Annotated in this window: 22 protein-coding genes; 15 read left to right on the forward strand and 7 right to left on the reverse strand. The window is 71.3% G+C overall.

From position 1 onward, the window contains the following. Nucleotides 1–183: 183 nt before the first annotated feature. Nucleotides 184–1173 (reverse strand): ArsR/SmtB family transcription factor, encoded by a 990-nt coding sequence (locus tag MDN94_RS25515; RefSeq protein WP_482729078.1) that lies wholly within the window; start codon nt 1171–1173, stop codon nt 184–186. 76 nt (nt 1174–1249) lie between these two features. On the opposite strand from MDN94_RS25515, the gene MDN94_RS25520 reads away from it, so the two are divergent. From MDN94_RS25520 to MDN94_RS25530, 3 genes are read left to right on the forward strand one after another with little or no spacing between them, the layout of a single operon-like run. Continuing rightward, complete coding sequence (locus MDN94_RS25520) at nt 1250–2158, forward strand: aldo/keto reductase (RefSeq protein ID WP_482728243.1); 909 nt, start codon at nt 1250–1252, stop codon at nt 2156–2158. Nucleotides 2159–2209: 51 nt separating this feature from the next. Beyond that, a complete protein-coding gene (locus tag MDN94_RS25525) occupies nt 2210–2581 on the forward strand; it encodes a helix-turn-helix domain-containing protein (protein ID WP_482728244.1) in 372 nt (123 codons plus the stop codon). A 30-nt stretch (nt 2582–2611) separates the two neighbouring features. Further along, nucleotides 2612–3121 (forward strand): GNAT family N-acetyltransferase, encoded by a 510-nt coding sequence (locus tag MDN94_RS25530; protein ID WP_482728245.1) that lies wholly within the window; start codon nt 2612–2614, stop codon nt 3119–3121. Nucleotides 3122–3305: 184 nt separating this feature from the next. Here MDN94_RS25530 and MDN94_RS25535 read toward each other — a convergent pair whose 3' ends face one another. Beyond that, the gene (locus MDN94_RS25535; RefSeq protein WP_482728246.1) at nt 3306–3581 is read right to left on the reverse strand and encodes a helix-turn-helix domain-containing protein; all 276 of its coding nucleotides are present in this window, start codon (nt 3579–3581) and stop codon (nt 3306–3308) included. Between the two features lie 62 nt (nt 3582–3643). Between MDN94_RS25535 and map the strand changes: the two genes are divergently transcribed. Continuing rightward, nucleotides 3644–4411 (forward strand): type I methionyl aminopeptidase, encoded by a 768-nt coding sequence (gene map / locus MDN94_RS25540; RefSeq protein ID WP_482728247.1) that lies wholly within the window; start codon nt 3644–3646, stop codon nt 4409–4411. Nucleotides 4412–4441: 30 nt separating this feature from the next. Here map and MDN94_RS25545 read toward each other — a convergent pair whose 3' ends face one another. Next, nucleotides 4442–4696 carry a hypothetical protein gene (locus MDN94_RS25545; RefSeq protein ID WP_482728248.1) on the reverse strand — a complete coding sequence of 85 codons (255 nt, stop codon included), beginning with the start codon at nt 4694–4696 and terminating at the stop codon, nt 4442–4444. A gap of 347 nt (nt 4697–5043) precedes the next feature. Between MDN94_RS25545 and MDN94_RS25550 the strand changes: the two genes are divergently transcribed. Then, nucleotides 5044–5823, forward strand: coding sequence for an SCO2400 family protein (locus MDN94_RS25550; protein WP_482728249.1), 780 nt, complete (start codon nt 5044–5046; stop codon nt 5821–5823). A 260-nt stretch (nt 5824–6083) separates the two neighbouring features. Here the strand turns inward: MDN94_RS25550 and MDN94_RS25555 are convergent, their stop codons facing one another. The 4 genes from MDN94_RS25555 to MDN94_RS25570 all read right to left on the reverse strand — a co-directional run bounded on the left by MDN94_RS25555 (nt 6084) and on the right by MDN94_RS25570 (nt 9019). Next, a complete protein-coding gene (locus MDN94_RS25555) occupies nt 6084–7334 on the reverse strand; it encodes an NAD(P)/FAD-dependent oxidoreductase (protein WP_482728250.1) in 1251 nt (416 codons plus the stop codon). Nucleotides 7335–7336: 2 nt separating this feature from the next. Then, nucleotides 7337–7525, reverse strand: coding sequence for a ferredoxin (locus MDN94_RS25560; RefSeq protein ID WP_482728251.1), 189 nt, complete (start codon nt 7523–7525; stop codon nt 7337–7339). Then, the gene (locus MDN94_RS25565) at nt 7522–8457 is read right to left on the reverse strand and encodes a pyridoxamine 5'-phosphate oxidase family protein (protein WP_482728252.1); all 936 of its coding nucleotides are present in this window, start codon (nt 8455–8457) and stop codon (nt 7522–7524) included. The genes MDN94_RS25560 and MDN94_RS25565 overlap by 4 nt, the downstream gene beginning before the upstream one ends. A gap of 79 nt (nt 8458–8536) precedes the next feature. Then, nucleotides 8537–9019, reverse strand: a complete 483-nt coding sequence (locus tag MDN94_RS25570; RefSeq protein ID WP_482728253.1) for a VOC family protein — start codon at nt 9017–9019, stop codon at nt 8537–8539. A 161-nt stretch (nt 9020–9180) separates the two neighbouring features. Between MDN94_RS25570 and MDN94_RS25575 the strand changes: the two genes are divergently transcribed. From MDN94_RS25575 to MDN94_RS25620, 10 genes are all read left to right on the forward strand, one after another. After that, nucleotides 9181–9768: a CGNR zinc finger domain-containing protein gene (locus MDN94_RS25575; RefSeq protein WP_482728254.1), complete on the forward strand. Its 588-nt coding sequence runs from the start codon at nt 9181–9183 to the stop codon at nt 9766–9768. Between the two features lie 271 nt (nt 9769–10039). Continuing rightward, on the forward strand, nt 10040–10825 hold the full coding sequence (nagB, locus tag MDN94_RS25580) for a glucosamine-6-phosphate deaminase (protein ID WP_482728255.1): 786 nt from the start codon (nt 10040–10042) through the stop codon (nt 10823–10825). A 746-nt stretch (nt 10826–11571) separates the two neighbouring features. Continuing rightward, nucleotides 11572–13422 (forward strand): phage tail sheath family protein, encoded by a 1851-nt coding sequence (locus MDN94_RS25585; RefSeq protein WP_482728256.1) that lies wholly within the window; start codon nt 11572–11574, stop codon nt 13420–13422. Nucleotides 13423–13459: 37 nt separating this feature from the next. Next, nucleotides 13460–13984 (forward strand): phage tail protein, encoded by a 525-nt coding sequence (locus tag MDN94_RS25590; protein WP_159694533.1) that lies wholly within the window; start codon nt 13460–13462, stop codon nt 13982–13984. Nucleotides 13985–14012: 28 nt separating this feature from the next. Further along, nucleotides 14013–14777, forward strand: coding sequence for a T4 family baseplate hub assembly chaperone (locus MDN94_RS25595; protein ID WP_482728257.1), 765 nt, complete (start codon nt 14013–14015; stop codon nt 14775–14777). After that, on the forward strand, nt 14770–15486 hold the full coding sequence (locus MDN94_RS25600; RefSeq protein ID WP_482728258.1) for a hypothetical protein: 717 nt from the start codon (nt 14770–14772) through the stop codon (nt 15484–15486). The genes MDN94_RS25595 and MDN94_RS25600 overlap by 8 nt, the downstream gene beginning before the upstream one ends. Nucleotides 15487–15490: 4 nt before the next feature. Next, nucleotides 15491–16372 carry a Pvc16 family protein gene (locus MDN94_RS25605; RefSeq protein ID WP_482728259.1) on the forward strand — a complete coding sequence of 294 codons (882 nt, stop codon included), beginning with the start codon at nt 15491–15493 and terminating at the stop codon, nt 16370–16372. Between the two features lie 33 nt (nt 16373–16405). Beyond that, nucleotides 16406–18568 (forward strand): ATP-binding protein, encoded by a 2163-nt coding sequence (locus MDN94_RS25610; RefSeq protein ID WP_482728260.1) that lies wholly within the window; start codon nt 16406–16408, stop codon nt 18566–18568. Beyond that, the gene (locus MDN94_RS25615; RefSeq protein WP_482728261.1) at nt 18559–18855 is read left to right on the forward strand and encodes a hypothetical protein; all 297 of its coding nucleotides are present in this window, start codon (nt 18559–18561) and stop codon (nt 18853–18855) included. The genes MDN94_RS25610 and MDN94_RS25615 overlap by 10 nt, the downstream gene beginning before the upstream one ends. Continuing rightward, nucleotides 18852–25634 (forward strand): eCIS core domain-containing protein, encoded by a 6783-nt coding sequence (locus MDN94_RS25620; protein ID WP_482728262.1) that lies wholly within the window; start codon nt 18852–18854, stop codon nt 25632–25634. The genes MDN94_RS25615 and MDN94_RS25620 overlap by 4 nt, the downstream gene beginning before the upstream one ends. Nucleotides 25635–25636: the final 2 nt, after the last annotated feature.

Raw genomic sequence — 25636 nt, forward strand, 5'->3', positions numbered from 1 at the left:
GCCCGCCCCGCAGCTATGCCCCGGGGCGGGTGCGGTGTGGTGTAAGGACCTCCCCCCGAGGCGCGGGGTGGGGGGGAGGCGGGGGGGGGGGCGGGCCGGCCCCCCGCCGCGGCGGCTCAGGGCGCGGCTCACGGCTCACGGCCAAGTGGTCGGCTCCGCAAATCCCTCGGGGTTGACGTGAGGTCAGGCGCAGGCGGCTTGGAGAAGGGCTTCGGCTGCGGCGGTGCGGGCGTAGAGGACGGAGCGGCCGGCGCGGTGGGCGCTGACCAGGCCCGCGTTGCGTAGCGCGGTGAGGTATTGGGATACTCCTGCGGGGGAGAGTCCGGTGCGGTGGGCCAGCTGCGTGGTGGAGGCCGGCATCTCCAACTCGGTCAGCAGCAGGGTCCGCGAGCGGCCCAGTACGGCGGAGAGGGTGTCGGCCCGGGTTACGGGGTGCGGCTTCCACAGTGTGCCGATACCACGTGCCGGATAGGCGAGTTGCGGTGGATCCGGCAGCATCGTTCGGGTGCGCAGTCCCGGGCCGGTGAAGGCCGAGGGGATCAGCAGCAGTCCTGTTCCAGCTGTCGTGCGGGTCAGCGGCTGCTTTCGGCGGGCCATCCGTAGCGCATTGCCGTCCCAGCTCACCGACGTGTGCAGGTCGTTGAGGAGGTGGCCGGCGCCGTGCTCGGCGGCCAGGCGGGCCCGGTAGAGGATGTCTGCGTCCAGGACTGCCCGGATACGTGCCCAGTAGGGGGCGAGTACCAGCTCCCAGTACGCTTCGATCTCTTCTGCGACCTTGGCCAGAAGGCCCTGTGGGTCGTTGTGCAGGGCTCGCAGCCGGGGGCCGAGGTTCCCCTGGTGCCGGGCCAGGTGGTCGAGGTCCTGGCGTACCCGGTCGGCGGGCGAGGCCCGGATCGCGTCCCGCTCTGCCGCCGGGGTGGGGGCCGGTCCGGCGGGGGCCGGGTTGAGGAAGTCGGGGACGTAGCCGCCGGTGGGTGGGATCAGCTCGCAGAGCCAGCCCCGGTCCAGCCCGGCTGCCACCATACGCGGGCGTACCTGGTCGACCCAGGGTCGGTGGACCGGATGCGCAGTGCCGGATCTCAGCAGTCGGAAGCTGGGTGCGACCTCCCACATCGGTGAGACGGCGAACCGCACCTGCGCCAGATCGCTCGTCGAGAACGCCAGCTCTGCCAGGACAACCACTCCTCAATAGATTCAGGCATATATGAATCAATGGCGGGCCAGCGTATCGCGCGGAGATCATCCCGCCATGACCACACAGACGATCACCGCGGCGGCATCGGGCACCTGGAAACTCGGCGACCTGACGGTCAACCGAATCGGTTTCGGCGCGATGCGCCTGACGCAGCACGGCGAGGCGTTCGCGGCCGATGCCGTCCCACGCGACCGCGACCAGGCGATCAGCGTGCTGCGTCGCGCGCTTGACCTGGGTGTGAACCACATCGACACCGCCGCGTTCTATTTCTCCCCGCTGCGCTCCGCCAACGAGCTGATCAACCAGGCACTGTCCCCCTACCCGGACAACCTCGTCATCACCACCAAGGTCGGGCCGGGCCGCGATCCCTCGGGGCAGTGGCTGCCGCACGCCACCACCGAGCAGCTGCGCGGCCAGGTCGAGGAGAACCTGCGCCAGCTCGGCCGCGACCATCTCGACGTGGTGAACCTGCGCATCGTCGGCACCGATTCCATCGCCGACCGCTTCGGCGCGCTCGCCGAGCTGCGTGAGGCCGGACTCATCCGTCACCTGGGTCTGTCCAACGTCCGTCCCCACCACCTCGCCGAGGCTCAGAACATTGCGCCGGTGGTCTGCGTCCAGAACATGTACGGGATCGGCGCATCACACGAGCAGAGGGAGTTCCTGAGCATCTGCGACGAACAACGCATCGCGTTCGTGCCGTTCTACTCGATCGCCGGCGCAGGACGCGAAGGGGGCGCGGCCACCGACCACAGCCCGGAGGTGCACGCCATCGCTCACGCCCACGGCGTGAGCACGGCCCAGATCCGGCTGGCGTGGACACTCCACCAGGGCTCCCACGTCCTGGCCATCCCCGGCACCGGCGACCTCGCCCACCTCACCCAGAACGTCGCCGTCGGCTCCTTGCGCCTGTCGGAGGAAGAACTCACCGCCCTGGACGCCCTCCACCACGAGACGGCTTGAGCAGGACCCCCATCGCGCTGTGATCCACTTCCGCTGATCGGCCTGTCCGCCATGCCTGTTCCTGCCGCCCGCCCCATCACCCTGAGGGCCGCCGAGCGGCAACGGTTGAAGAAGGCCGCCTACGGTCACAGGACTCCGCACCGGCCCAGGGTCCGGTCGCAGATCATGCTCATGACGACCCGGGGCAGGTCCGACGCACGGATCTCTGTCGAGGTGGGAGTACACGTGGACACCGTGCGCACCTGGCGGGGCCGGCTCGCCGACGGCGGCCTGCCGGCCTTGGCCGACCGCCGGCGCAGCGGGCGCCCGGCCCGCTCCAGTCCCGTGCAGGTCGCCGAGGCCAAGGCCCTGGCCTGCCGGCTCCCGGCCGGCAGCATGATCAACACCCGAAGGACTTCCGAAGCCGACCACTTGAGTCCGTAGCCGCGGCAGGTCCGCGGCAACAATGGGTCCATGCGTATCCGATCAGTCCGCACCGAAGAACTGTCCGTACTTCAGGACATCGAGCGAGCCGCGGGACAGTGCTTCCGCGACATCGGCATGTCCGAGATCGCCGACGACCCGCCTCTGCCGGTCCCGGAGCTCGCCCGCTATCAGCGCGCCGGGAGGGCATGGGTGGCTGTCGGCCGGGACGACGTGCCGGTGGCCTACCTCATCGCCGACCATGTCGACGGCAACCTCCACGTCGAGCAGGTCTCGGTACACCCGGACGCCTCACGCCGAGGAGTCGGCCGCTCCCTGCTGGACCATCTCGCGGGCCGGGCCGCGGCCGAGGGCATCCCCGCGCTGACCTTGACCACGTTCTCGGACGTCCCGTGGAACGCGCCCTACTACCTGCGCTGCGACTTCCTGCCCCTGCCGGAAAGCACACTCGGTCCGAAGCTTCGCACCATCCGCGAACGGGAAGCAGAGCACGGCCTCGACCGATGGCCACGCGTGGCCATGCGCCGAAGCATCGGCTGAGCCGGCCCCCGCGCCCCGCGTGCAGGACGGGCCGGGAGCCGACGGGGCGAGACGGCCGCCGCCCGAGAGGTGAATCAGACCCACGGCCCGCTCCACCTCCCCGCCCGTCAACGGTCGCCACCCGTCCTGCCGGCCGGGTCGTTCCGCCACCACCGAGTCGTTCCCTCGGCCGACGCATGTCGGGTCACGCCGACAGGGCGCGCTCGCCGCCTTCGGCGTCTTCCGCGCAGGCGGCGGCCAGGTCATCGAGTGACAGACGCAGGGCGTGGGCCAAGGCTGCCACGGTGAAGAAAGCGGGGGTCGGGGCTCGGCCCGTCTCGATCTTGCGGAGGGTTTCGGCGGACACCCCGGCGGCGGCTGCCACGTCGACCATGCTGCGGTCACCGCGGGCCTGGCGGAGCAGGATCCCGAAGCGCTCCCCGCGTTGCCGCTCTTGCGGACTCAAAGGAACTCTCACCATGCCCGTGATACTAATACCGGTATAAGTATTGGGCAACGGCGTATCCCAGGGAGTCACCGCACATGGTGGAGATCAAGACCGACACGGCGCTGAAGGCGATGCGAGAAGCGGGACGCGTGGTGGCCCACGCACTCGCGGCCGCCCGCGAAGCGGCAGCCGTCGGAGTGCGGATGCGCGAGCTCGACGAAGCCGCCCACGCCGTTCTCACCAAGGCCGGAGCGCGCTCTCCGTTCCTCGGCTACCAGCCCTCCTTCGCCTCCGTCCCCTTCCCCGCCGTGATCTGCGCGTCCGTCAACGACGCCGTCGCCCACGGCATCCCGGACGGCTACCGCCTGCGCGACGGCGACCTGGTCAGCATCGACTGCGGGGCCGAACTCGACGGCTGGACCGGCGACGCCGCGATCAGCTTCACCGTCGGCACGCCTCGCCCCGCCGACGTCGAACTCATCGCCGCCACCCAGCAGGCCCTGGACGCCGGCATCGCCGCCGCCACCGTCGGCCACCGCATCGGAGACATCTCGTACGCCATCAGCACGGTCGCCCGCAAGGCCGACTGCGGCATGCCGGCCGACTTCGGCGGCCACGGCATCGGCCGCCAGATGCACGAGGACCCCCACGTCCCCAATCACGGACGACCCGGCCGCGGCTTCTCCCTGCGCCACGGCCTCACTCTCGCCATCGAACCCATGCTCATGGCCGGGGGACACAACGACTACTACACCGACGCCGACGGCTGGACCCTGCGCACGATCGACGGCAGCCGCGCCGCCCACATCGAGCACACCATCGCCATCACCCAGGACGGGCCCCGCATCCTCACCCTGCCGTGACCCCGGATGTGCTCACCCGACCGGTCCCCCTCAGCGCGCCATCGGCAGGGCGGCGACGGTGCTCAAGACGCCGACCGCGACCGAACCACCCAGCCAGGCCCGGCGAGCACCCCACACGCCCGCGTCGGCGAGCCACACTGTGGCCGGGTCGGGACGGGGCCGGTCGGCGGCCGGAACTCTGGCCGCGACCGTGTCCACCCCGTCCTGGATCCGGCGCTGCTCGGCGTCCGACAGCCCGCCGCTGTCGAGTTGTCCGGCGCGAACGCCGCGCCTCGCCGGGGCCATGGCGGGACCACTCGGGCGCTGCGCCGTGCCGCGCGTACGGGACGCAGCCGACGCGGTCGGACCCGCGGCTGCGGGCCCGCACACCGAGCGGTGCACCGGTGTGACCAGCAACAACCTCAAGGGAGTTACCTATCCCACGTTTCCGTCAATGCTTGAACGGCGACTCGCCCGGCCCCGTTTTCCTCGGTAACCGGTGACCCACCTGAAGACCGGTGAGTGAGTGAGGTTCGCACATGCCAAGGATCACGAAAGACGCGCGTCGCCTTCCCGCCGTCGGTGACTGCCGCCGGCCCCGGCCGGCGGCGCACGGTTCCTTCCAGCGACCCACGCACTGATCGGTCGAGCGCATGGACTACTGCCTTCCCTGTCGCCGTCCCCTCAACGGCACCGTGACGTGCCCGGAGTGCGGGGCGTACGAGTCCCACACGGCACCGTCGAGCGACCGGAGCGCCGGCACTCCGGCAGCCGATCCGGCGGTGTGGGACGTCCTCTTCAGCGAGGAACCCGGCTCCTTCGAGTCCTCCGACGTCGCCTGGTCCCCCACTTCCTCCGCCGATGTGCCGGCAGCCCGGCGCCGCCCACCGGCACGCCTGAAGAAGTACGGGGGTCGGACCCTTGCCGCGGCCACGTTCGCCATGCTCGGCGGCCTGGCAGCCGCGTCACTGCTGCCCCAGGACTCCACAGAGCCGCCACGAGCACTGCCGAGCCCGGAACAGCCCTCCCCTGACGAGGCCGATGTCGACGTCGCCGGATCCCCGCCGGTCTCACGATCACCGGAACGTCCGGCAACGCGCCCGGCCAGAGGAGGAGGCGTCAGGGAGCGTGGGCCTGCCGGGACCCGGCGCCCCCGCGCGACGGCCACTCCCCCGCAATCACCGGCTCCACAGGCTCCCGCCGCCACCAGCCCGCCGCCGCCTGTGCAGGCCAGGCCGACGCCCCGCCCTTCCGACGCCCGCCCCAGCCAGTCGGCGTCCTCCCCCACGGTGACCCCTACGGCAAGTCCTCCCGTCAGTCCGTCCGCGAGTCCTCCCGCAAGTCCGTCCGCCGGCGTCAGCGCCTCACCGCCGAACGCCGGCACGCGGAGCACCACGGGTCTGCCAGTGCCCGACGGTCGGCCGCGAGGGTGACACCCTGCCCCGAGCGGAGTCTCAACGGCGTGCGCGACATCGACGATCGCGTCGCGAGGCAGCGTGATCTGCGCCCTGCCGGTGCAACTGGATCTCCATTACCGGATGTTCGGGACCGCCGGGAAAAGGTCCAGTGCGCCGTTCCGGATGCGGACTCGACCTTGAGGGTCCGAGGTACCCGCCATGCACCACGCCCCACAGGGTGCGCACGCGACGTACGCCGAGCCGACCGGCGTTCCAGGGGACTTCCGGCGCCCAGGTCAGGATGCCGTCGGCAGCGACGCGACGCCCGCGAGGGATCGGGCCAACTCCGCCCGGTACGCCGTGATGCGGGCCGCCCGGCCGGCGGTGAGGGCTCCGACGAGCTGCCCGCGGCTGTAGTACGCGACCTCGAGCCGGCGTTTCTCGTGGTCGAGTTCGCGGACTTCCGCGTGGTCGGCGTAGCGCGGCAGGCCCACGGCTCGGAGGCGGACGCCGTACTGGGTGGACCAGAAGGAGGCGACGGGGCGGTACGGCGTGCGCCGTTCGGGGTGGAGGAGATTGTGCGCGGCGCACCTGGCCTGTTCGACGGCGTTGCTCCAGTGGCCGAGGGAGATGGGGCCGGGGGCGTGCGGGTGAGGGAAGCGGGTGATGTCACCGGCGGCGACGATGTCGGGATGCGGACGGCCGTGGGCGTCCAGGACGCGGGTGTACTCGTCGGTGAGCAGGCCGTGTTCGAGTCGCAGGCCGGAGCCGGCGAGCCAGTCGGTGTGTGGGCGGGCGCCGAGGCCGAGCAGCATGGTGTCGGTGGTGATGTCCGTGGCGTTGTCGACGGTGACGCCGGTGACACGGGCACGGCCGTGGACGGCGGTGACGGTGCTGCGGGTGAGGATCTCGACGCCGGCGTCGTGGTGGAGCCGGGTGAGGAAGCGTGCGGCGTGATCGCCTGTCGCGCCGCTCAGCGGGAGCGGGTCGCGGGAGACGAGGGTGACGTCGTGGCCGAGCCCGCGGGCCACGGAGGCCACCTCGCAGCCGAGGAATCCGGCGCCGGCGACGAGGAGGTGCCTGCGACGACCGGAGAGGTCGTCCTTCAGGGCCCGGGCGTCCTCCAGAGTGCGCACGGTGTGGACACCCGTCTCGGGCAGCGGGCCGGGCCAGGGGCGTGGGCCGGCCCCCGTGGCGATGACCAGTCCGTCGTAGGCGAGGACGGATCCGTCGTCGAGGTGGAGCTCGCGGTCGGCCGTGTCGAGGTGGACCGCAGGGTGTCCGTAGCGTTCGGTCAGACGCAGGTGGGCGGTTCGGCCGAGATGGATGCTCTCCGGTGTCCGCTCGCCGGTGAGGAACTCCTTGGAGAGCGGCGGCCGGTCGTAGGGAGGATGGCGCTCGGCGCCGACGAGGGTGACGGGACCGTGGTGGTCCGCGGCGCGGAGGGCTTCCGCCGCGCGGAGGCCGGCGAGGGACGCCCCGACGATCACGATGCTGCGGGAGCCGGGCGGGTTACGGAGCCCGGGCCGCTTGCGGCGGCCGGGCATGCCTAGCCCTCGACGCGGATGGCGCGGACGGGGCAGACGGCCGCGGCCTCGACGGCCTTCGCGCGCAGGGCGGCGTCCGGTTCCGCGTCGTGGACGAGACGGTCCTCCTCGTCGAAGGCGAACACCTCGGGGGCGACGAAGACGCACTGCCCGTGGCTCTCGCAGAGGTTCATGTCGACGGTGATCTTCATGGTCGTTCTTCTTCTCTTCCGGTGGGCACGGGCGCGGGCGGGTTGAAGCGCGAGTAGGCGGGGGCGGTCCAGCGCAGAGGGGAAGCGCGGTCGACCTGCACGATGCGGTCGATGGTGAAGTCGACGATGCGCTGTGCGCCGGGGACGGCGGCGGCACGGCCGGGGTCCCAGTCGACGGCGGCGGTGCCCGTGAGCTGGAGTACGGCGCCCGTGTCCCAGTCGGGCAGGAGCAGTCCGGCGCGGGGGTCGGCCTCGATGTTGCCGAGGGTGGCGAACATGGCGTTGCCGACGTAGTCGGGCCAGCACAGTCGGGTCGGGGTAAGGGCCTGGAGGAAGCCGGGACTGCCGCCGCGGTGCGAGGCGTCTGCGTTGCCCTCCCGGTCGGCCGTGGCGATGAAGAAGGTGTCGGCCCCTTCGACCAAGGCAAGTTGAGCGGGAGTCAGCTTCGTACCGTGTCGGGGCGTGGCGGTGGCGCCGTGTGCTGCCGGGGCAGGGGTCGGTCGGCGCTGCTGGATGTACTTGGGGCAGTTGGCGAAGACCTGGTCGAGGTCCACGTGGAGGCCGGCGGCGGCCGGGCGGGCCTTGCCGTTCATCCGCATACGACGGCGGGTGGCAGGCTCGACGGCGATCATGCCGACGTGTGCGGGCCGGGCGAGGACGCCGTGGAGCGGGTCGCCGTCGGGTGGGACGGCGTCGATCGTCAGGGTGGCCGGCCCGGTCGCGGTGACGAAGCCGGGGGCGCCGGTGAGCAGCGATGCCCAGATGGCGCCGTCGGAGTCGGCGGCGCCCACGACGAGCATGTGCTGTCGGGAGAGGAACTCGACGGCGACGTCCGGGATTTCGTACCTGATGGCGGCGGCGGTGAAGCCCGCCTGGTCGGTCAGACCGGCTCGCTGCTGCACGGTGCGCTCTCCGGGGTGGTAGTCGCCCATGGCCGGCTCCTTCCTCTGGTGGTGGGCGGGCAGGAGTGGGGGCGCGGGCCGCCGGTCGTGGTGGCCCGCGCCTCGTGTTCTAGAAGAAGCCGCAGGTCGGGGCGGATCCTGTCGGTGCCGGAGCGTCTTCGGCGCCGGTGGGGGCGTAGATCTCGAGGCGGATGCCGTCGGGGTCGCTGAAGAAGATGCCGCCGGATGCGGCGCCCTCGCCGTGGGAGACGACGCCGTCGTGGACGAAGTCGGCGCCGAGATCCCGCAGGACGGCCTGGGCGGCCTCGACGTCCTCGATCGTGTCGACCTGGAAGGAGAGGTGGTGCAGGCCTGCGGAGCTTGTGGAGAAGGGGGTGCCGCTCTGCTCCCAGAGGGGCAGGACGATCCGCCCGTCACGGCCGAGGAAGACCCATCGGCGGTTGTCGTCCATGCCCTCGGCGAGGATCTCGAAGCCGAAGACACGGAGGTAGAAGGGGAGCGACTTATCGAGGTCGGTGACATTGAGACCGACGTGCCCGGTCTGCAGGGTGGGCAGGTGCCGGAGGGGCTGGTCGGCGATGGACTGCGTCATGAAGGTCTCCGTCGGTAAGGCGGCCGGGCGACTTCCCGGCTAACCGGTGATACGAACGTTAACGGTTGACTCCCATGAGGTCAACCTATGAAATAGCTTTCAAGGGTTAGAACCCGGTCGATGTGATCGCATGTACCCGACGACACGAAAGGGAAGTCCCCATGAGCACTGAACCGGGCCGCGGACCGGCGGCGGATCCCCGCCCCCTCACCGGCGAACCCCTGCCACTGGACCTGGTCAACACCGTCTGGATCGACGAAGGGGTCCGCCACGACCTGCTGGAGCGGCCCGGCGGACTGTCCGTCTGGCTGCGGTCCGCCGGCTTCGCCGACAGCGCCGCACCCGACCAGGAGACCCTCGACGCACTCCTGGCGACCCGCCGCGCGGTGGCCGCACTGTTGGACGAGAGCGTCGACGCGGAGCAGGCCGCCGATGACCTGAACGAGATCCTCCGCCACGGCCGGATCCAGCGCCGGCTGGGCGGGACGGGCCCCCTCTCCGTCGTCGAGACCGACTCCCCCGCCTGGCTGGCCGCCTGGACCGCGGCGGAGTCGTACCTGCGCCTTCTCGACGAACACCCGGACCGGATCCGCAAGTGCGCCAACCCCGCGTGCGTACTGCACTTCTACGACATCTCGAAGAACGGCAAGCGGCGATGGTGCTCCATGGCCGGCTGCGGCAACCGGGCGAAGGCCTCCCGCCACTACGCCCGCCACAAACAGTCCCCGCCGGCCACCACGGGCGGATGAGCGACCCGCGCCACGCGTCCGCAACGACGGCGGACCGGTGAGCACCCCGGGCCGAGGACGGGGGAGCGGCCCGCGTCCCGAAGCGGCCGCCACGGACCGGCGAGCACCCGCGCCCCATGCACGGCGACGAAGGTCACGGTCGCGGCGACGGCGGCGATCCCGCCCCGCCGCGGATGCCTCGCCGCGTCCACATGCTGTCAGGACAGGACAGGACGCCCCTCACCGGGTAGATTGGTCTACACCACTGGGCGCTTCAGAGACAGGGATCTTCGTGGAAGTTGTCATCGTTCCGGATTCCGCCGCGGGCGGCGAGCTCATCGCCGAAGCCATGGCCGACCTGCTGCGACGCAAGCCCGACGCCCTTCTCGGCGTCGCCACGGGGTCGACCCCGCTCCCGATCTACCAGGCCCTCGCGGCCAAGGTCGCGAACAAGGAGGTGGACGCCTCCCGCGCGCGCGTCTGCCAGCTCGACGAATACGTCGGCCTCCCGGCCGGGCACCCCGAGTCCTACCGCTCGGTGGTGCTGCGCGAGGTCGTCGAACCGCTCGGGCTGGACCAGGACTCCTTCATGGGGCCCGACGGCTCGGCGGAGGATGTCGCCGCGGCGTGCGTCGCATACGACCGGGCGCTCGCCGAGGCCGGTGGCGTGGACCTCCAACTGCTGGGCATCGGCACGGACGGCCACATCGGGTTCAACGAGCCCTGCTCCTCGCTGGCCTCCCGCACACGTATCAAGACGCTCACCCAGCAGACCCGGGTGGACAACGCCCGCTTCTTCGACGGCGACATCGAGCAGGTCCCCCACCACGTCATCACTCAGGGCATCGGCACGATCCTGGAGGCCCGCCACCTGGTGCTGCTCGCCACCGGGGGGGCCAAGGCGGACGCCGTGGCGCTCGCCGTCGAGGGTCCGCTCTCGGCGCTGGTGCCCGCCTCCGCACTGCAGTTGCACCCGCACGCCACCGTCGTCGTCGACGAGGCGGCGGCGGCCGGTCTGAAGCTCGCCGACTACTTCCGCGCCACCTACGCGGCCAAGCCGGACTGGCAGGGAATCTGAGCGGTACGGCACGGGACAGCGGGCGGCGGCCGGCCAGGCCGCCGCCCGCTGTGCGCGCTCACGTAGGCGTCCACCGCTTCGGCGCCGCCGCGTCCGGACACCCCCGGACACCCACGCCGTCGGGCGATACGGGTACGAACGAGCAGCGGGCCGTAGCCTCGCCGGCGGGCCCTGTGTCATCACACCCGAGGGCGGGCAGGCGGCCCACCGCACGCCACCCGCCCGGCCGCCACCAGGTACGCCCGCCCCTGTACGCCCTCGTCCGCCCCCGGTCGCCCACGCGACGACTCGAACGGCACGGTCGAACTGGCTCACGATCGAGTGAAGCGATGGGCCCGTACCCGCCAACGAACGCAAGACGGCGCGCCGAAGGCGGTTCCCGTTCGGCCTGAATCACTCCTCACGCGTCCCATTCTTGTGAAGCGATCGTGAATTCGTCTCCATATTCGATCCCACGCGCGCCGCTGACCACGCGATTGCCGGCCGACGGACATTCACATGCGCTATCCGCACCACTGACTGAATCGGTCTCTTGACCCGCACTCGAGCGACGAACGAGACTCGCAGTGGCACTCATGCATCAGGAGCCACAGGCGCATGCGCCAGCGAATGGCCCTGCGAGACCGATATCGCACGGGGTGTGCGGCGGGGGAAAACAGCGAAGATGTCGCATGCGTTCTACGCATGCGACCAATTCTCGACCCCCTCTTCCCATCTCTTGGTGCGCGGAAGGGAATGGAGGGGGAATGCCGACGCACATGGGCTATCCCGGCGTATACATCGAGGAACTTCCCAGCAGCGTCCGTACCATCGCCTCGGTCACCACATCGGTGACCGCGTTCGTGGGGCACACCCGCCGGGGCCCGCTCAACCAGCCGGTGCGCATCACGAGTTTCGCGGACTTCGAGAGGCGCTTCGGCGGCCTCACCGCCCAGAGCGCCGTCGGCTACGCGGTGCACCAGTTCTTCGGCAACGGCGGCACGGTGGCGGTCGTCGTCCGTGTGGCCAAGGCCGGCACCGGCGAAGAGGCCTGCGTCACGCTCGAATCCACCGAGGGGAGCAGCGAGTGCCCGGTGCTCGAGGTGCACGCCAAGGAACCGGGAGTGTGGGGTTCCGGCCTGCGGGTGGCAGTGGACCACGACACCCCCACACCGGACAAGACGTTCAACCTGCATGTCCTGGACGCGCGGGGCGACGCGCGGGAGAGCTTCACCGGCCTGTCCACGCACGCCGGCCACGGCCGCTTCGCGGAGACCGTCGTGAACGCGGGCTCGTCACTGGTGCGGGTGAAGGTCCTGGACGAGGACCGGCCCGACCCCTCTGGCACCGTGTCCAAGCCGTTCGCCGCCGACCTGCCGAACCTGAACGTCGAGGTGAAGGTCAAGATCGGTGACGTGGAGCGGGAGTTCACGTTCTACGAGCCCGACCGCGACGGCGAACCGCCGACGGACGTCACCGAACTGGCCCTGCTGCTCGAGCGCAAGCTGCGAGCCCTGCCCGACGCCCCGGGCAAGCACGCCTACGCGGGGGCCGAGGTCACCGCCTTCGGCCGCCGGCTCCAGGTCGTCGCCGGCTCGGTGGACCCCGACGACGTCGTCCGTTTCGTCGGCGAGTGCGCCAACGACCTCGGCCTGGAGGCGTCGGTGAACCCGCCGGTCTTCCCACTGGAGGGCGGCAAGGACGGTGACCCGCCCGGGCCGCGCGACCTCATCGGCAGCGCGGCGGACAAGACGGGCGTGCAGGCGCTGCGCGACGTCGACGACGTCAACCTGCTGGCGCTTCCGGAGCTCGCGGCCTACGCGTCCATGGAGGACATGGTCACCGTGATCTCCGCGGCGGAGCAACTGTGCCGGGAGCGGCGGATCTTCCTGCTGGTCGACTCGCCGTCGACATGGGGCAGCGTGGACTCGGCGCGGGCGGGGATCGGCGCGTTCGACTCCGTACGCAGCGACCACGCGGGCCTGTACTTCCCGCATCTGCAGCTCACCGACCCGCTAACCGGCCGGCTCAGGGCCTTCCCGCCGTCCGGCGCGGTCGCCGGTGTCATCGCCCGCACGGACGGCGAACGCGGTGTGTGGAAGGCGCCCGCGGGCACCGAGGCGCGTCTGGCGGGCGTCCGTTCGCTCACCGTCAGGCTCACCGACCGTGAGAACGGTCTGCTGAACCCGCTGGGCGTCAACTGCCTGCGCACCTTCCCCGTCGTGGGCCCGCTGGTATGGGGCGCCCGGACGCTCAAAGGCGCGGACGCGTCGGACAGCGAGTGGAAGTACGTGCCGGTGCGCCGGCTCGCGCTCCATGTCGAGGAGAGCCTGTACCGCGGGCTGCAGTGGGTCGTGTTCGAGCCGAACGACGAGCAGTTGTGGCAGCAGATCCGGCTCAAGGCGTCGGCGTATCTGAACGATCTGTTCCGCCTGGGCGCGTTCAAGGGCGGCACACCCCGTGAGGCGTACTTCGTGAAATGCGACAAGGACACCACCACGGACGCGGATATCGAGCGGGGCGTGGTGAATGTCGTGATCGGTATCGCGCCGGTCAGGCCCGCCGAGTTCGTGATCGTCAAGATCCAGCAGATGACCGGCCAGTTCGACCTCTCATAGTCTCCAGGCCCGAGGAAAAGGAACACAAAGGAAACCGATGGCTGAGTTCCAGGTAAACGCCCATCGTTTTGACCCCTACAAGAATTTCAAGTTCCTGGTCCTGTGGGACGGTCGGACGGTCGCGGGCATCAGCAAGATCAGTCCGCTCAAGCGCACCACAGAGGTGGTCAAGCACCGGCACGGCGGCGATCCCAGTTCGCCGCGGAAGTCCCCGGGCCGCTCCGAGTTCGAGGGCGTCACCCTGGAGCGCGGTGTCACCCACGACCCCGAGTTCGACCGATGGGCCAACAAGGTGTGGCAGGTCGGTGCGGGGCTCGGCTCCGAGGTGTCCCTGCGCGACTTCCGCAAGGACATCATCATCCAGGTCCTCAACGAGGCCGGGCAGGTGGCCGTCTCGCACAAGCTCTACCGGGCCTGGGTGAGCGAGTACCAGGTCCTCGGTGAGCTCGACGCGAACGCGAACGCCGTCGCCATCCAGAGCGTCAAGCTCGAATGCGAGGGCTGGGAGCGGGACTACGAGGTGCCGGAGCCGGTCGAACCGTCCTTCACGCACCCGGCCTGACCGCCGTCCGCGCGCGGAGGGGCGAACGATGAACGGTCCCATCGGGGCGTCGGCCGCGGGGCCGGCCGAGCTGCTGACCGTCTGGGAGACCGGGCTGGCTCAGCACCCGTCCGACCGCTCCCTGCTGCTGCACCGGGCCGCGAGGCCCGGGGCCGGTACCGACGAGCTGCTGTCGGTACCGGTCGGGCAGCGGGAGGCGGACCTGATCGCGCTGCGCCGTGCGCTGTTCGGCGAGCGCATGCAGGTGCGCGTCGAGTGCGGCACGTGCGGCGAGGAGATGGAGTTCGACCTCGACACCCGGGTGCTGGGCGCCGGGGCCGAACTGCCGCGGGAACCGCTGCGGGTGACGGAGGGCGAGTGGGTGGTCGACTTCCGGCTGCCCACAGTCGCCGATCTCACGGAGGCCGCGACGGCGTCCGCCCCGGCACAGGCCCGCGGCCGGCTCGTGCGGGCCTGCACGGTACGGGCGCTGCGGCACGGGGAACCGGTCGACGCCGACGCCCTGCCCGGGATGCTGCCCGAGCGGGTGGAGCGGCGGATCGCGGAGGCGGCGGCGGAGGCCGACCCGACGGCGGACGTGCGGCTCAACGTGGCCTGCCCCGAATGCGGCGACGCCACCCCGGCCGAGCTGGACATCACCTCCCACCTGTGGACCGAACTCGACACCTGGGCGCGGGACCTGCTGCTCGACGTCCACCTGCTCGCCACCGCCTACGGGTGGAGCGAGCCGGAGATCCTGGCGCTCAGCCCGCTGCGGCGTCGCTACTACCTGGAGCTGTGCGCAGATGTCTGACCACTTCGACCGGCTGCTCGCCCGGTACACGCCGCTGGGTGCGGCCGAGCCCGCGCCGGCGCGTGTGCGGCCGCGCCTGCCCGGACCGTTCGAGCGTGTCGAGGCGCTTCGGTACGGTCCGCCGGACCCGGACGAGCCGGCTGCGCTGATCCCGTCCGCGCCGGCGGCACCGGCCGCACCGCCCACCACCGTGCGTCACGAGCACGAGGTGCGCACCGAGCGTCACACGGTGGTGCGTACCGAGCGGATCCGGCCGGGCGCCTCCGCGCGGGCGGGGCGCACGGCGCCGGAACCGCAGCCGCGGCCCGCCGCCACGGAACGGAACCCTGTGCGGCCGGCTCCGCAGCAGCCACCGGCCCGCGCGGGTCGGCGCGGCCGCACCGCCGACGCCCCGGACACTCCGCCGCCCGCCACGGCGGCCGCCGGCCGGCAGCCGTCCGCCGCCGGGCCCGCTCCCGCGGCTGCCACGCCCGTGCCGCGCGGGTCCGACACGATGGCCGCCCGCGGCGCGGCCCGTGCCTCCGTCGGCCGCCGGGCGCCGAGGCCGGCCGAGCGGGTCGTGCACGTGCAGATCGGCCGACTGGAGGTCAGCGCCGCTCCACCGTCCGGTCAGGACCGGCGGCCTGCGACCCCCGCCGGCCGGCCCGCGCCGGCACTGACGTTGGACGACTATCTGTCACGCGCCTCACGCGGCGGGAAGAGGGACTGACGACATGAGCAACGCACTCGCCGTCGCGACGGTCACCCAGGCACTGAGCCTGCTCATCGCGGACAACCTGGCGCCCGAGATGGACCTCGCAGTCAACGTCGAGACGCGCAAGCCGCCGAACGAGCCGCCCACCGACCCGACCATCACGGTGTTCCTCTACCAGGTGACGCCCAACCCGGCCATGCGCCATGCCGACCTGCCCACCCGCGGGCCGGACGGCACCCTGCGCAAGCGCCCCGCCGCCGCACTGGACCTGCACTATCTGATCAGCGCCTACGGGGAAGAGGCCACGCTCGTCGGCCAGCGGCTCATCGGCTGCGTGATCCGCACGCTCCACGAGATCCCCGTGCTGCCGAAGGACGTCATCGAACTGGCGGCCCAGGCGCCGTACCTCGCGGGCTCCGATCTGGCCGAGTCGACGCAGAAGGTCCGCTTCACGCCGACGGTGATGGACATCGACGAGACGTCGAAGCTGTGGGGGATGCTGCACCAGACCCCGTACGCCCTGTCGGTGGCGTACCAGGCTTCGCTGGTGCTGATCGAGGGCCGCGAACGGCCGGTGCCGGCGAAGCCGGTGACGGAACGGACCGTACGGGTACTGCCGTTCGGCGCGCCCGGCGCGCCGGTGCCGCCGGGCTCCGGCACACCCTTTGAAGAGACCGGAGAGGCGCCCGACGGTACCGCCGAGCCGGTGGAGACGTCTCGCGCCGGGTCGGGCGTAGCGGCGGCGGCCAAGCGGTCCGTTGCGGCACGCGCACGCAAGGAGCAGCCGGCCGGCGGGCGTACGCCGGCGAAGCAGGCGGTCAAGCGGGCGGCGGCGCCGGGCCGTTCCCGTAAGGCGGGCGGACCGGGCGAGCCACAGCCGCAGCAGGACGGAACGAGCTGAGCCGGGGTGTCGGGGACGGGGGCGGGTGAGGACATGGGCACGTACGAGGAGGGTGGCGGCCCCGCCATGGCGGCGGCCCAGGGCCACGCGCTGACTTCGGCGATCCGGGCGGTACTGAACCGGGTCGACGCGCACGCCGCGCGGGCGGGGCACCTCGGCGGGCACGCGGGTGACAGCACCCGGCAGCGGGACGAAGCTCATGGGGGCGGGGCCCGGGGAGCCGGGGCGGACACGGCCCCCGACCGGGCGGCGGCGACTCCTGCGGGAGGCGGTCAAGGCGTTGCACCCGACCGGGCGGACACCGCCCCGTCGACCGGAGCGGCTGAGCCGCTCGCCGGCCGCGGCGACGGGCTCGCACGGCGCGACGACCACCACGGCGACACGTCCCCCGTCGACGGGCCCACCGCGCTCGACGCGCTCGTCGCCTGCTTCGGACTCAGTTCCTTCGAACGCGACATCGTGCTGCTCGCCGCCGCCGCCGAGCTCGATCCGACGACCGGCGCCCGGTGCGCCGCCGCCTGCGGAGACCCCGAGCGTGCCCATCCCACCTTCTCCTTGGCGCTCGCGGCACTCGACGCGCCCCACTGGAGCGCGCTGACCCCCGTCGCACCGCTGCGTCGGTGGCGGATCGTCGAGCTCGACGACGAGACCCGGCTCACCACCTCCCGGCTCCGCCTCGACGAGCGCATCCTGCACTTCCTCGCAGGCTCCCCCTACCTCGACTCCCGGCTGCACGGGCTGCTGCGCCGCACCTCCGTCCCGGGCTCCCTCCCCGCCTCCTACGACCTGGCGGCGAGCCGGGTCGCGGCCGGCTGGGCGGGCGCGGTCCCGGGGGCGCCGCTGCGGGTGGAGCTGGTCGGCGGGGACCTGCGCAGCCGCGCGGACATCGCGGCTGCGGCCGCCCGACGTTCCGGGCTCGGCCTGTACGAGATGTCGGCGGCCGACGTCCCGGCCGGGCCGGCCGACCGGGACCGGCTGGCCCGGCTGTGGCAGCGCGAGGCGATCCTGCTGCCCGCCGCCCTGCTGGTGGAGTTGGGCGACCTGGACCGCGAACAGGCGGCCGCCGCGGACGTGTTCATCGAGAGCGCCGCCGTTCCGCTCGTTGTCTCCAGCCTCGAACCGCGGGCGACGGACCGTCCGAGGGGCGAACGCGTCTGTGTGCCCCCGCTCGACGCCGACGAGCAGCTCGGCGTGTGGACCGACGCGTTCGCGTCGGTGCCCGAGGTGCCGGAGGCCGCCCTCCGTGACCTCGTGGCCCAGTTCTCCCTGCCGCCGCACCTCGTGCGTTCGGCCGGTGCGGCCGTCGCACGCGACCTGCCCGGTGAGGACGAGCTGGACGCGGCGGGGCTCGCCTGGCGTGCCGGTCTCACCGAGGCCCGGATGGGCATGGACGAGCTCGGCCGACGCATCGAACCCAAGGCCGGGTGGGGCGATCTCGTCCTGTCGGAAAGGCAGTTGAAGATCCTGCGCGAGATCGTGGCGCATGTGCGCCGGCGCCCCACCGTCTATCAGGAGTGGGGCTTCGCCCACACCCTGCGGCGGGGCCTCGGCGTCACCGCCCTGTTCGCCGGCGGCTCCGGCACCGGCAAGACGCTGGCAGCGGAGGTGATGGCGAAGGAACTGGGCCTGGACCTGTTCATCATCGATCTGTCCCAGGTGGTCAGCAAATACATCGGTGAGACCGAGAAGAACCTGCGGAAGGTCTTCGACGCCGCGGAACGGGGCGGCGCGCTGCTGCTGTTCGACGAGGCCGACGCGCTGTTCGGCAAGCGCAGCGAGGTCAAGGACAGCCATGACCGGTACGCCAACCTCGAGGTGAGCTATCTGCTCATGCGGATGGAGGCGTATCGGGGTCTCGCGATCCTGACCACCAACATGAAGCAGGCACTGGACACGGCGTTCATGCGCCGTATCCGGTTCGTGGTCGACTTTCCCTTCCCCGGGGAGAGCGAGCGGGCCGAGATCTGGCGCCGGGTGCTGCCTGCGCAGGCGCCGATGAAGGACATCGACCCCGAACTGCTGGCCCGGCTGACCGTGGCGGGCGGTTCCATCCGCAACATCGCACTGTCCGGCGCGTTCCTCGCGGCGGAGGAGGGCGACCGGCTCCAGATGCGTCACATGCTGGAGGCAGCCCGCACCGAATATCTCAAGCTGGACCGCTCCTTGACGCCTTCGGAGGTCCACGGATGGGTCTGAACGAGGCTCCGCGCGAAGCGACCGTGCGCGTGGACATCGGCGAGCTGGCGCTCGACGGTTTCGGCCGGGGCGTCGACGCCGAGCGGGTCTGTGCGGCCTTCCAGGCCGAACTGGTCCGGCTCGTGAAGGAGCGGGGCGTGCCGCTCGCGGCGGACGGCGGCCGTGCGCTGGACGGGCTCGCAGGGCTGCCGCCGCTGCCCGCGACCGCTTCCGCCCGCCGTCTGGGCCAGGAGCTGGCGCGCGCGGTGCACGCCGGTCTGTCCGGCCGGGGCGAGGTGGCGTCATGAGCACCGCCCACTCGCAGGAGTCACGGCCGGACCGGTCGGGCAAGCAGCGCAAGCGCAAGGACCGTGCGAAGTCCGGGGTGCCGGAGCCGAAGAACATCGTCAGCGGTGCGGGACAGCCCCTCGACGTGAGTGTGCGCAGGGAGCTGGAGGAGCAGCTCGGCCACGACTTCGGCCGGGTACGGCTGCACACCGACCGGGACGCGGGCGCACTCACCGAGATGCTGGGCGCCGACGCGGTCGCCGTCGGCCAGGACATCTTCTTCCGCGAAGGCGCCTACCGGCCCGGCACGGTCGACGGACAGCGCCTGCTCGCCCACGAGTTGCTGCACACGGTGCAGAACCCGCATGGTCTCGGCACCCTGCGGGCCGGGCGCGACCTGGGCGCGGTGAGCCTGCCGCAGCAGGCGATGGAGCGCGAGGCGGAGTCGGCGGCACAGAGCCTCGTCCGGGAGGCGGCAGCCCCCTCGGGCGAGAAGGCCGTACGGCCCGAGGAGGCCGAGGTACGGACCGGTCAGGCGACGCCCGGCTGGCTGCGCTATGCGACCGTGGACGCCGATCGCCGCCGGATGGAGGAGCTGGACCCCGCGACCCTGATCGACCGCGTCGCCAATGGCGTCCTGCGATCGCTGCGCGGCGACCCGGAAGACCGATCGGGCCGGGTCCGGCTCCAACTGGCGCGACTGGCACCTCAGGTGCAGGAGCTGGTCCTCGACCGACTCGAGACACGGCTGTCGGCGCCCGTCCTCGACCGGGTGCTGGACCTCGTCGAGGAGACCGAGGCGGCGGGGCCCCTGCCGCTGGATGCAGCGGTGGCGCCCGTGGCTGTGCCCGGGGCGGGAGAGGAGATCGCGGAGGAGCGTCGGCGCGACGCGTCCGCCGACGAGCGGCCGGATGCCCGCGAACGGCGAGAGGGCGCCGGAGGCGGTCCCGAGCCCGAGCAGGACGAGTCCGGCGCGGGCGACGGCAGGCGGCCGAGGACCGAGGGCAAGGAGGGAGCGGCCGGCGACGGGAAGGGCAGCACTTCGCCGGAGGAGGCCGCTTCACAGGACCGGGAGGAGGCCGCGGCGCGGCAGCAGGACCGGTCGCAGTCCCAGCAGGTGGACAGGGATGCCTCCGCCCGGGAGGACAGGAACGCCTCTGCTCAGGAGCAGCAGCAGAAGGCCCAGGACGACAGCGCGCAGAAGGACGAGGCGACGCAGGACGACCGGGCCGCCGAGGAGGAGCGGAAGGAAGCCGGAGGCCAGGAGGAGGCACCGCAGGAGGCGGAGCAGCAGGCTGGAGAGCAGCGGGCAGGCGAGGGCGAGGGGTCGGCGGCCGCCGAGAACACCGCTTCCGCCCCGTCGCCCGTCGACAGGAGCGGCGCCGAGCCCGGCGAGAGGGCCCGTACCGGTGACACGCGGCCATCCCGCGCCACGGGCGACCCCACGAACGAACAGGGCGTCGACGACGAGCCGTTGGGGCTGGAGGCCGAATCCGAGCAGGACGCGGTGGAAGAACCGGACGCCGGGGCGGCGGAAGGCTCTGGTGCGGCGGACGCCGACGCGGATCTGAAGGGCCCGGACACCGCCGACGATCCGCGGCTGTTCCAGCGGCGCAGGAGGGGAGAACCCCGGGTACCGGGAATCTCGTCCACCGAGGGCGACTCGGAATCGGACACCGCCGAGGAAGCGGCGGAGCCCGAGGGGTCCAAGGGGTCCCGGGGCGCACCCGATCGCACGGACGAGGCGGACTCCGAGAGCCGGACCGCCCTGGAGCTGTCGGACGTCACGTCCGCCGAGCAGGACCTCGGGCCCCGGGGAACCGGCGGACCGGGCGATAGTGGGCCGCTGTCCGGGCCCACCTCGGCGGAAGCCGTAGGAGGGGACGCCGAGAAGCGACAGTCGGAGCAACGAGCGGAGGACGCCGAGGCCCGCCGACGGGATGATGAGGCCCGCAACGCCGACGGTGCGGAAGCCGACGCGCCCCCGACGGCCGGCGGACCGGCCGGGTCCGAACGTCTGGCCAAGGCTGACGAGGACGCCCGTACCCAGGACGCCGGTTCGCCCCAGGCGTCCGGTAAGAAGGCGGACAGCAGCGGCCAGGCGGAGGGCACCGCGAAGCAGCCTTCGCAGCCCGCCGGCGCCCCGGCGAAGAGCGAGACGGAGCCGAGCGCCGCATCGGACAAGGGGGCCGGCAAGCCGACCGCCGAGGGCGAGGACACAACGGGTGCCGGCGGCAGCGGACCAGGAACTGGCACTGGCCAGGGCGCTCCCGATGCCAAGGCGACCCCCGGCCCCGACCAACAGGGCGTCACCGAGGGCAACGGCAACGCCACATCGCCGGGACCGGAGACCGGCCCGGACAGGGTCTCCGCACCAGGGTCCGGCTCCGGGTCCGGCCCTGCTCCGCAACTGGCGGCGGGCAACGGCCCCTCACCCATGTCCGCCACGGAGGCGAAAACCAACACGCCCAAGGCCGGAGGTGGTCAGGGCTCCGGCACGGCGGGCGCAGCCGCCCGGTCCATGCCGTCGGGCAGGAAGCGGCAGGCCGCACGGCAAGTCGCGCGGAACGCGCGCCGAGGCGGAGCCGGTGGAAGCGGCGGCGGTCGCTCGTCCTCCGCTCCCCCGCCGGCACGGGGCCGCGGCGGCAGGGCAGGCGCATCGTCCCCGGCCAAGCCCAATAAGCAGGCTGCCGCGCCGGATGTCTCGAACACCACGCCAGAGGCGGGGCTCGCGACGGCGGCGGGCCTCAAGCCACATCAGATGCTGGACACGCTCAAGGGGGTGAACGGCGCGGTCGGCCGGTCGGTGGACAAGGAGCGCACCGCCCTGCGCAAGGCGCCGCCGAGGGAGCAGCGGCCGTCCGGCTCCCCGCGGACGGTGCCCGGTGGCCCGACGGCGTCGGCGCCGGGGACATACACCAACGCCAAGGTGGCCCGTACCGAGGCCGCTCCGGGCAAGACTCCCGAGATCGCCGGGGAGCAGAAGCCGGAAGGTGAAATTCCGGGTGCGAACGTGCCCGAGCCGAGCTGGTGGGACATCGCCGTCACGATCGGCGCACAGCTCTTCGGCAAGCTCCTGAAGGAGATCCTTCCGCTCGACGACCTGATCGACTCGATCCTCGGACTCCCGACGAAGGACGAGGGCCTGCAGAACGCCAGGGTGGGCGACGCCCCCAGGCTCCCGCTGGAGAACGACTCGGACCCTCGACGCACCGACGAACAGGCCCAGAAGCTCGACGAGCGGAAGACGGAACTGCACCGCTCCGGCCGGGCGGACGCGGCTCGCCCGATGGGCGAGGACCAGATCTATCCGGACGTTCCCACCGAGACCCTGACCGGCAAGGTGCCTGGCGGCACCGGCAAGAACGCCAAGGGCGCCGGTCGCACGATGCCCGGCGGAGGGGTGCCGATCGAGTCCGCGTCCGCCGTGGCCGAGCACGACCGCGGGCCTCAGATCCAGGCCGGCTTCGGCGAGGGCCGGCAGAAGATGTCGCAGGAGCGCAAGAACAAGGACGACAAGGCGCGGGACGACCGGCAGAAGCACGACCAGGACCTGAAGCGCGAGGTCGACGCCAGCAGTAGGAAGCAGGCCGACACCCGTGACAAGGGCCGCTCCGACATCTCCGACTCGCGCGACAAGTGGCGCAAGGAGCAGGACGACAAGACCTCGGAGATCGACGGCAAGAAGGGCAAGAAGTACGACGAGGTCCGCAAGGACATCAAGGGCAAGGAAGAGGAGACCGACAAGGACGTCGACAAGCGCACCGAGGACGACAACAAGAAGATCACGGACGAGCAGGCCAACGCCGAGAAGGAGGCGGAAAAGAAGCAGGAGGAGGGCAAGGACGACGCCGACAACTGGCTCGAAGAGGCGATCGAGAAGCTGAAGCAGTTCTTCGAGGATCTCAAGAACGCCATCAAGAGCGTCTTCGAGAAGGCGCGGCACATCGTCACCGACCTCATCGACAAGTTCAAGCAGCAGGTCTTCAAACTCATTGAGGACGCGCGCAATTGGGTGATCGACAAGATCAACAAATTCGCCGACGCGTTGATCGCTCTCGGTGACGAACTTCTGGCCGACTACCCGGCGATGCGCGACAAGTGGCGCAACACCATCGATGGTGCGCGCGACTGGGCCGTCGAGAAGGTCAACCAGTTCGCGGACGGGCTCAAGGAAGTCGCGGGGAAGCTGCTCGACGGCCTGTGCGGGGCGCTGCTCGCCGGACTCGACGCCCTTGAGACCGGAATGCTGGCGGCCGTCGAGGTCGCAGAGACCGCTGCCGTCGGTGCGCTGGAGTTCGGTGCCGCCGTGGTGGAAGGCCTCGGCGAGTGGGCGGCCATCTTCAACGACATCGTCTCCGACCCCGGCGACTGGATCAGCAAGGCGGGTGCCGCCGCGGACACCGGTGCCAGGGACCACCTCTTCAACGAGGTCACGAGCGCGGTCAAGGCCTGGTTCAACCAGAAGGTCCAGGAGATCATCGGGATCCCGATGGACCAGTTCCAGGAGCTGATCTCCGGCGGGGTGACCGTCGAGCAGATGGCGCAGATGGCGTGGGACGAGGCACTGCCCCAACTTCCGGTCATCATCGGTGTGCTGGTGGTCGAGAAGGTCGTCGCAAAACTGATCCCCGGTGCCGGTTGGGTCATGGCGATCATCGACGCCCTGAAGACGGCGTGGGGCGCGCTGAGTGAGATCCTCGCCGCTTTCGGCGCATTCATGGACTTTCTCAAGTCGGTCAAGAGCGGCAACGGCGCCCAGCCCTTCGCGAAGGCGGTGGCCGCGGGCGTGGTCGCGCTCCTGGAGTTGATCTACGAGTTCCTGATCGAGGGCGTCGGGAGGTTCATGGGCAAGGTGGCCGAGAAGCTCGGTGACATGCTGAAGAACCTGCGCAAGAAGAAGGAGAAGCCGGACGGTTCCGACGCCCCTGCGCCGCCGGACGCGCCGAGCAAGCCCAAGGACGACGACCGCCCCCCGGCCGACAAGGAATCCGACACGCCGACCACCCGGCCTCCCTCGCGCAAACCGTCGCCGGACAAGGCATCCCGCCCGCCGGCTCGGCCGCGTCCCGGCAAGCGTTCCTCACCCGAGAAGAAGTCGCGCTTCAGCCATACGACGAGGCCGAAGAAGCGCCGGGACGACGAGGAGCGGCGTGAGGAGGGGCGCGAGGTCAACGCGGCTCGGAAGCGGATGCGGGACGGGGAGCGACGAACCCGCGACGACGACCGTGACGACCGCCCCGCGCGCCGCGGTCCCGCGCGCGACACGCTCCGCTCCGACCGCCGCAGCACCAACGACCGCGATCCCGACCGGGACCGCCCCGGCCACGGCCGCCGCACGGACGACCGGGACGAGGGCGGCCGACGCCGTGACACGGACCGGGACCGCGACAGGGACAGGAGGCGGGACAAGGACCGCCGCCGCACCCGGCGCGCCCACCAGACCGTCAAGTCGGCTCGTAACAGGGCGCGTCGCGCGGCGGACAAGCTCCGCGGCAAGGCCCGCCGCAAGTTCGGCAACCGCCTGAACGACCGGCTGCGGCGCCTCAAGGACCTGTGGCGCCGCCGGCGGGACCGGATGCGCGACGACGACCGCTCGCGCGACCCGGGCAGGATCCGCCGGGACAGGCGGGACGACGGGACCGAGTCGGTCGACCTGCCGGATGTGCCGTTCGCTGACGCCGACGACGGGGAGCGGCACGTGCTGAGGTTCCACGGCCGCGGCACGGACGCAGGTCTTTACGTTCACAGCATTCCGGAAGAGGTCACTAAGTTCATTGCCGAATGGCGAGAGGACATCGCGAAGCAGGAGCCGTCGACCGAGCGGGACAACCAGGAGCTGTATCTCAAGGCCGCCGTGAGTAAGTACAACCGCGCCACGAGAATCCAGAAGGGAATTCCGGCGAAGGTGAAAAAGGCGGACCGGGACAAGTACAAGCCCCGCCGTCGGGCCCTGCGGAAGCAGATGGTGAAGTTGGCCAACGCGGCGAGGCTGCGGGAGTACAACGACATCCCCGATCCCAAGTGGCCGGACTTCAATGACGTCAAGCCTGGTCGCGGGAGTGCGGGACACTTCTCCGAGTACCTCGGGACCTCCGCGAAGACGGCGTTCGGTGGACCGGGCCAGGATGCCTCCAAGGCGAAGAAGGGACAGCCGCCGGGTTGGGACTACATCACGAAGAACGGTCTGAGTGAGAACTCCGCCTGGGTGAGGATGCACCTCCTGCCGGAGCGGCTCGGCGGCAAGGCCACCGGCAACAACCTCGTGCCCGCACGCGGTCCGCAGACCAATATCCCGTTCCGGGAGAACATCGAGGATGAGGCCTACGGTGCCATCCCCAAGCAGGGGAAGATCATCTGGTACAAGACGGAGGTCCGGTTCGGGTACTCGCGCACCAAGGACTTCGCCGACTTCCCCAGCTATATCCATGCCGCGTACGGCGGATACGAGAAAGTTCGCGGTACCGGGAAAAAGCGGAGCGATTGGGCCCGGAAAGGCACGGAGAAACAGTATCCCCGGCACGTTGAGCCGCCCGACAAGGACGAAGGGGGAACCCTCTTCATCAACACGGCCGGTGCGACGACCATCGCCGGCATGCTCGAATGCTCCGAGAGGCTCGCCGGACACGTCATTGATGCACGTGAAGACGCAGGAAAGTTCAAGACGCTGCTTGGAATCGAGCCGGTTCTTCGGGCCTGGAAGGGAAGGCGTGGGCCCGACTTCATGCGCGGCTTGCCTGACATGCTCCGCAAGCTTGACGACCTGATCGCACAGGACAAGGTCAAACTGAGGGTGTGAGG

It is taken from the genome of Streptomyces sp. WAC00040, assembly GCF_056835925.1.

Bases quoted from the DNA above. Each gene is read 5' to 3' on its own strand.
- MDN94_RS25575 (WP_482728254.1), top strand. From the start codon at position 9,181: ATGAGCACTGAACCGGGCCGCGGACCGGCGGCGGATCCCCGCCCCCTC.
- MDN94_RS25615 (WP_482728261.1), top strand. From the start codon at position 18,559: ATGGGTCTGAACGAGGCTCCGCGCGAAGCGACCGTGCGCGTGGACATC.
- MDN94_RS25600 (WP_482728258.1), top strand. From the start codon at position 14,770: ATGTCTGACCACTTCGACCGGCTGCTCGCCCGGTACACGCCGCTGGGT.
- MDN94_RS25520 (WP_482728243.1), top strand. From the start codon at position 1,250: ATGACCACACAGACGATCACCGCGGCGGCATCGGGCACCTGGAAACTC.
- MDN94_RS25570 (WP_482728253.1), bottom strand. From the start codon at position 9,019: ATGACGCAGTCCATCGCCGACCAGCCCCTCCGGCACCTGCCCACCCTG.
- MDN94_RS25595 (WP_482728257.1), top strand. From the start codon at position 14,013: ATGAACGGTCCCATCGGGGCGTCGGCCGCGGGGCCGGCCGAGCTGCTG.
- MDN94_RS25555 (WP_482728250.1), bottom strand. From the start codon at position 7,334: ATGCCCGGCCGCCGCAAGCGGCCCGGGCTCCGTAACCCGCCCGGCTCC.
- MDN94_RS25550 (WP_482728249.1), top strand. From the start codon at position 5,044: ATGGACTACTGCCTTCCCTGTCGCCGTCCCCTCAACGGCACCGTGACG.
- MDN94_RS25590 (WP_159694533.1), top strand. From the start codon at position 13,460: ATGGCTGAGTTCCAGGTAAACGCCCATCGTTTTGACCCCTACAAGAAT.
- MDN94_RS25530 (WP_482728245.1), top strand. From the start codon at position 2,612: ATGCGTATCCGATCAGTCCGCACCGAAGAACTGTCCGTACTTCAGGAC.
- MDN94_RS25565 (WP_482728252.1), bottom strand. From the start codon at position 8,457: ATGGGCGACTACCACCCCGGAGAGCGCACCGTGCAGCAGCGAGCCGGT.
- MDN94_RS25545 (WP_482728248.1), bottom strand. From the start codon at position 4,696: ATGGCCCCGGCGAGGCGCGGCGTTCGCGCCGGACAACTCGACAGCGGC.
- MDN94_RS25605 (WP_482728259.1), top strand. From the start codon at position 15,491: ATGAGCAACGCACTCGCCGTCGCGACGGTCACCCAGGCACTGAGCCTG.
- MDN94_RS25610 (WP_482728260.1), top strand. From the start codon at position 16,406: ATGGGCACGTACGAGGAGGGTGGCGGCCCCGCCATGGCGGCGGCCCAG.
- MDN94_RS25525 (WP_482728244.1), top strand. From the start codon at position 2,210: ATGCCTGTTCCTGCCGCCCGCCCCATCACCCTGAGGGCCGCCGAGCGG.
- MDN94_RS25535 (WP_482728246.1), bottom strand. From the start codon at position 3,581: ATGGTGAGAGTTCCTTTGAGTCCGCAAGAGCGGCAACGCGGGGAGCGC.
- map (WP_482728247.1), top strand. From the start codon at position 3,644: ATGGTGGAGATCAAGACCGACACGGCGCTGAAGGCGATGCGAGAAGCG.
- MDN94_RS25560 (WP_482728251.1), bottom strand. From the start codon at position 7,525: ATGAAGATCACCGTCGACATGAACCTCTGCGAGAGCCACGGGCAGTGC.
- MDN94_RS25585 (WP_482728256.1), top strand. From the start codon at position 11,572: ATGCCGACGCACATGGGCTATCCCGGCGTATACATCGAGGAACTTCCC.
- MDN94_RS25620 (WP_482728262.1), top strand. From the start codon at position 18,852: ATGAGCACCGCCCACTCGCAGGAGTCACGGCCGGACCGGTCGGGCAAG.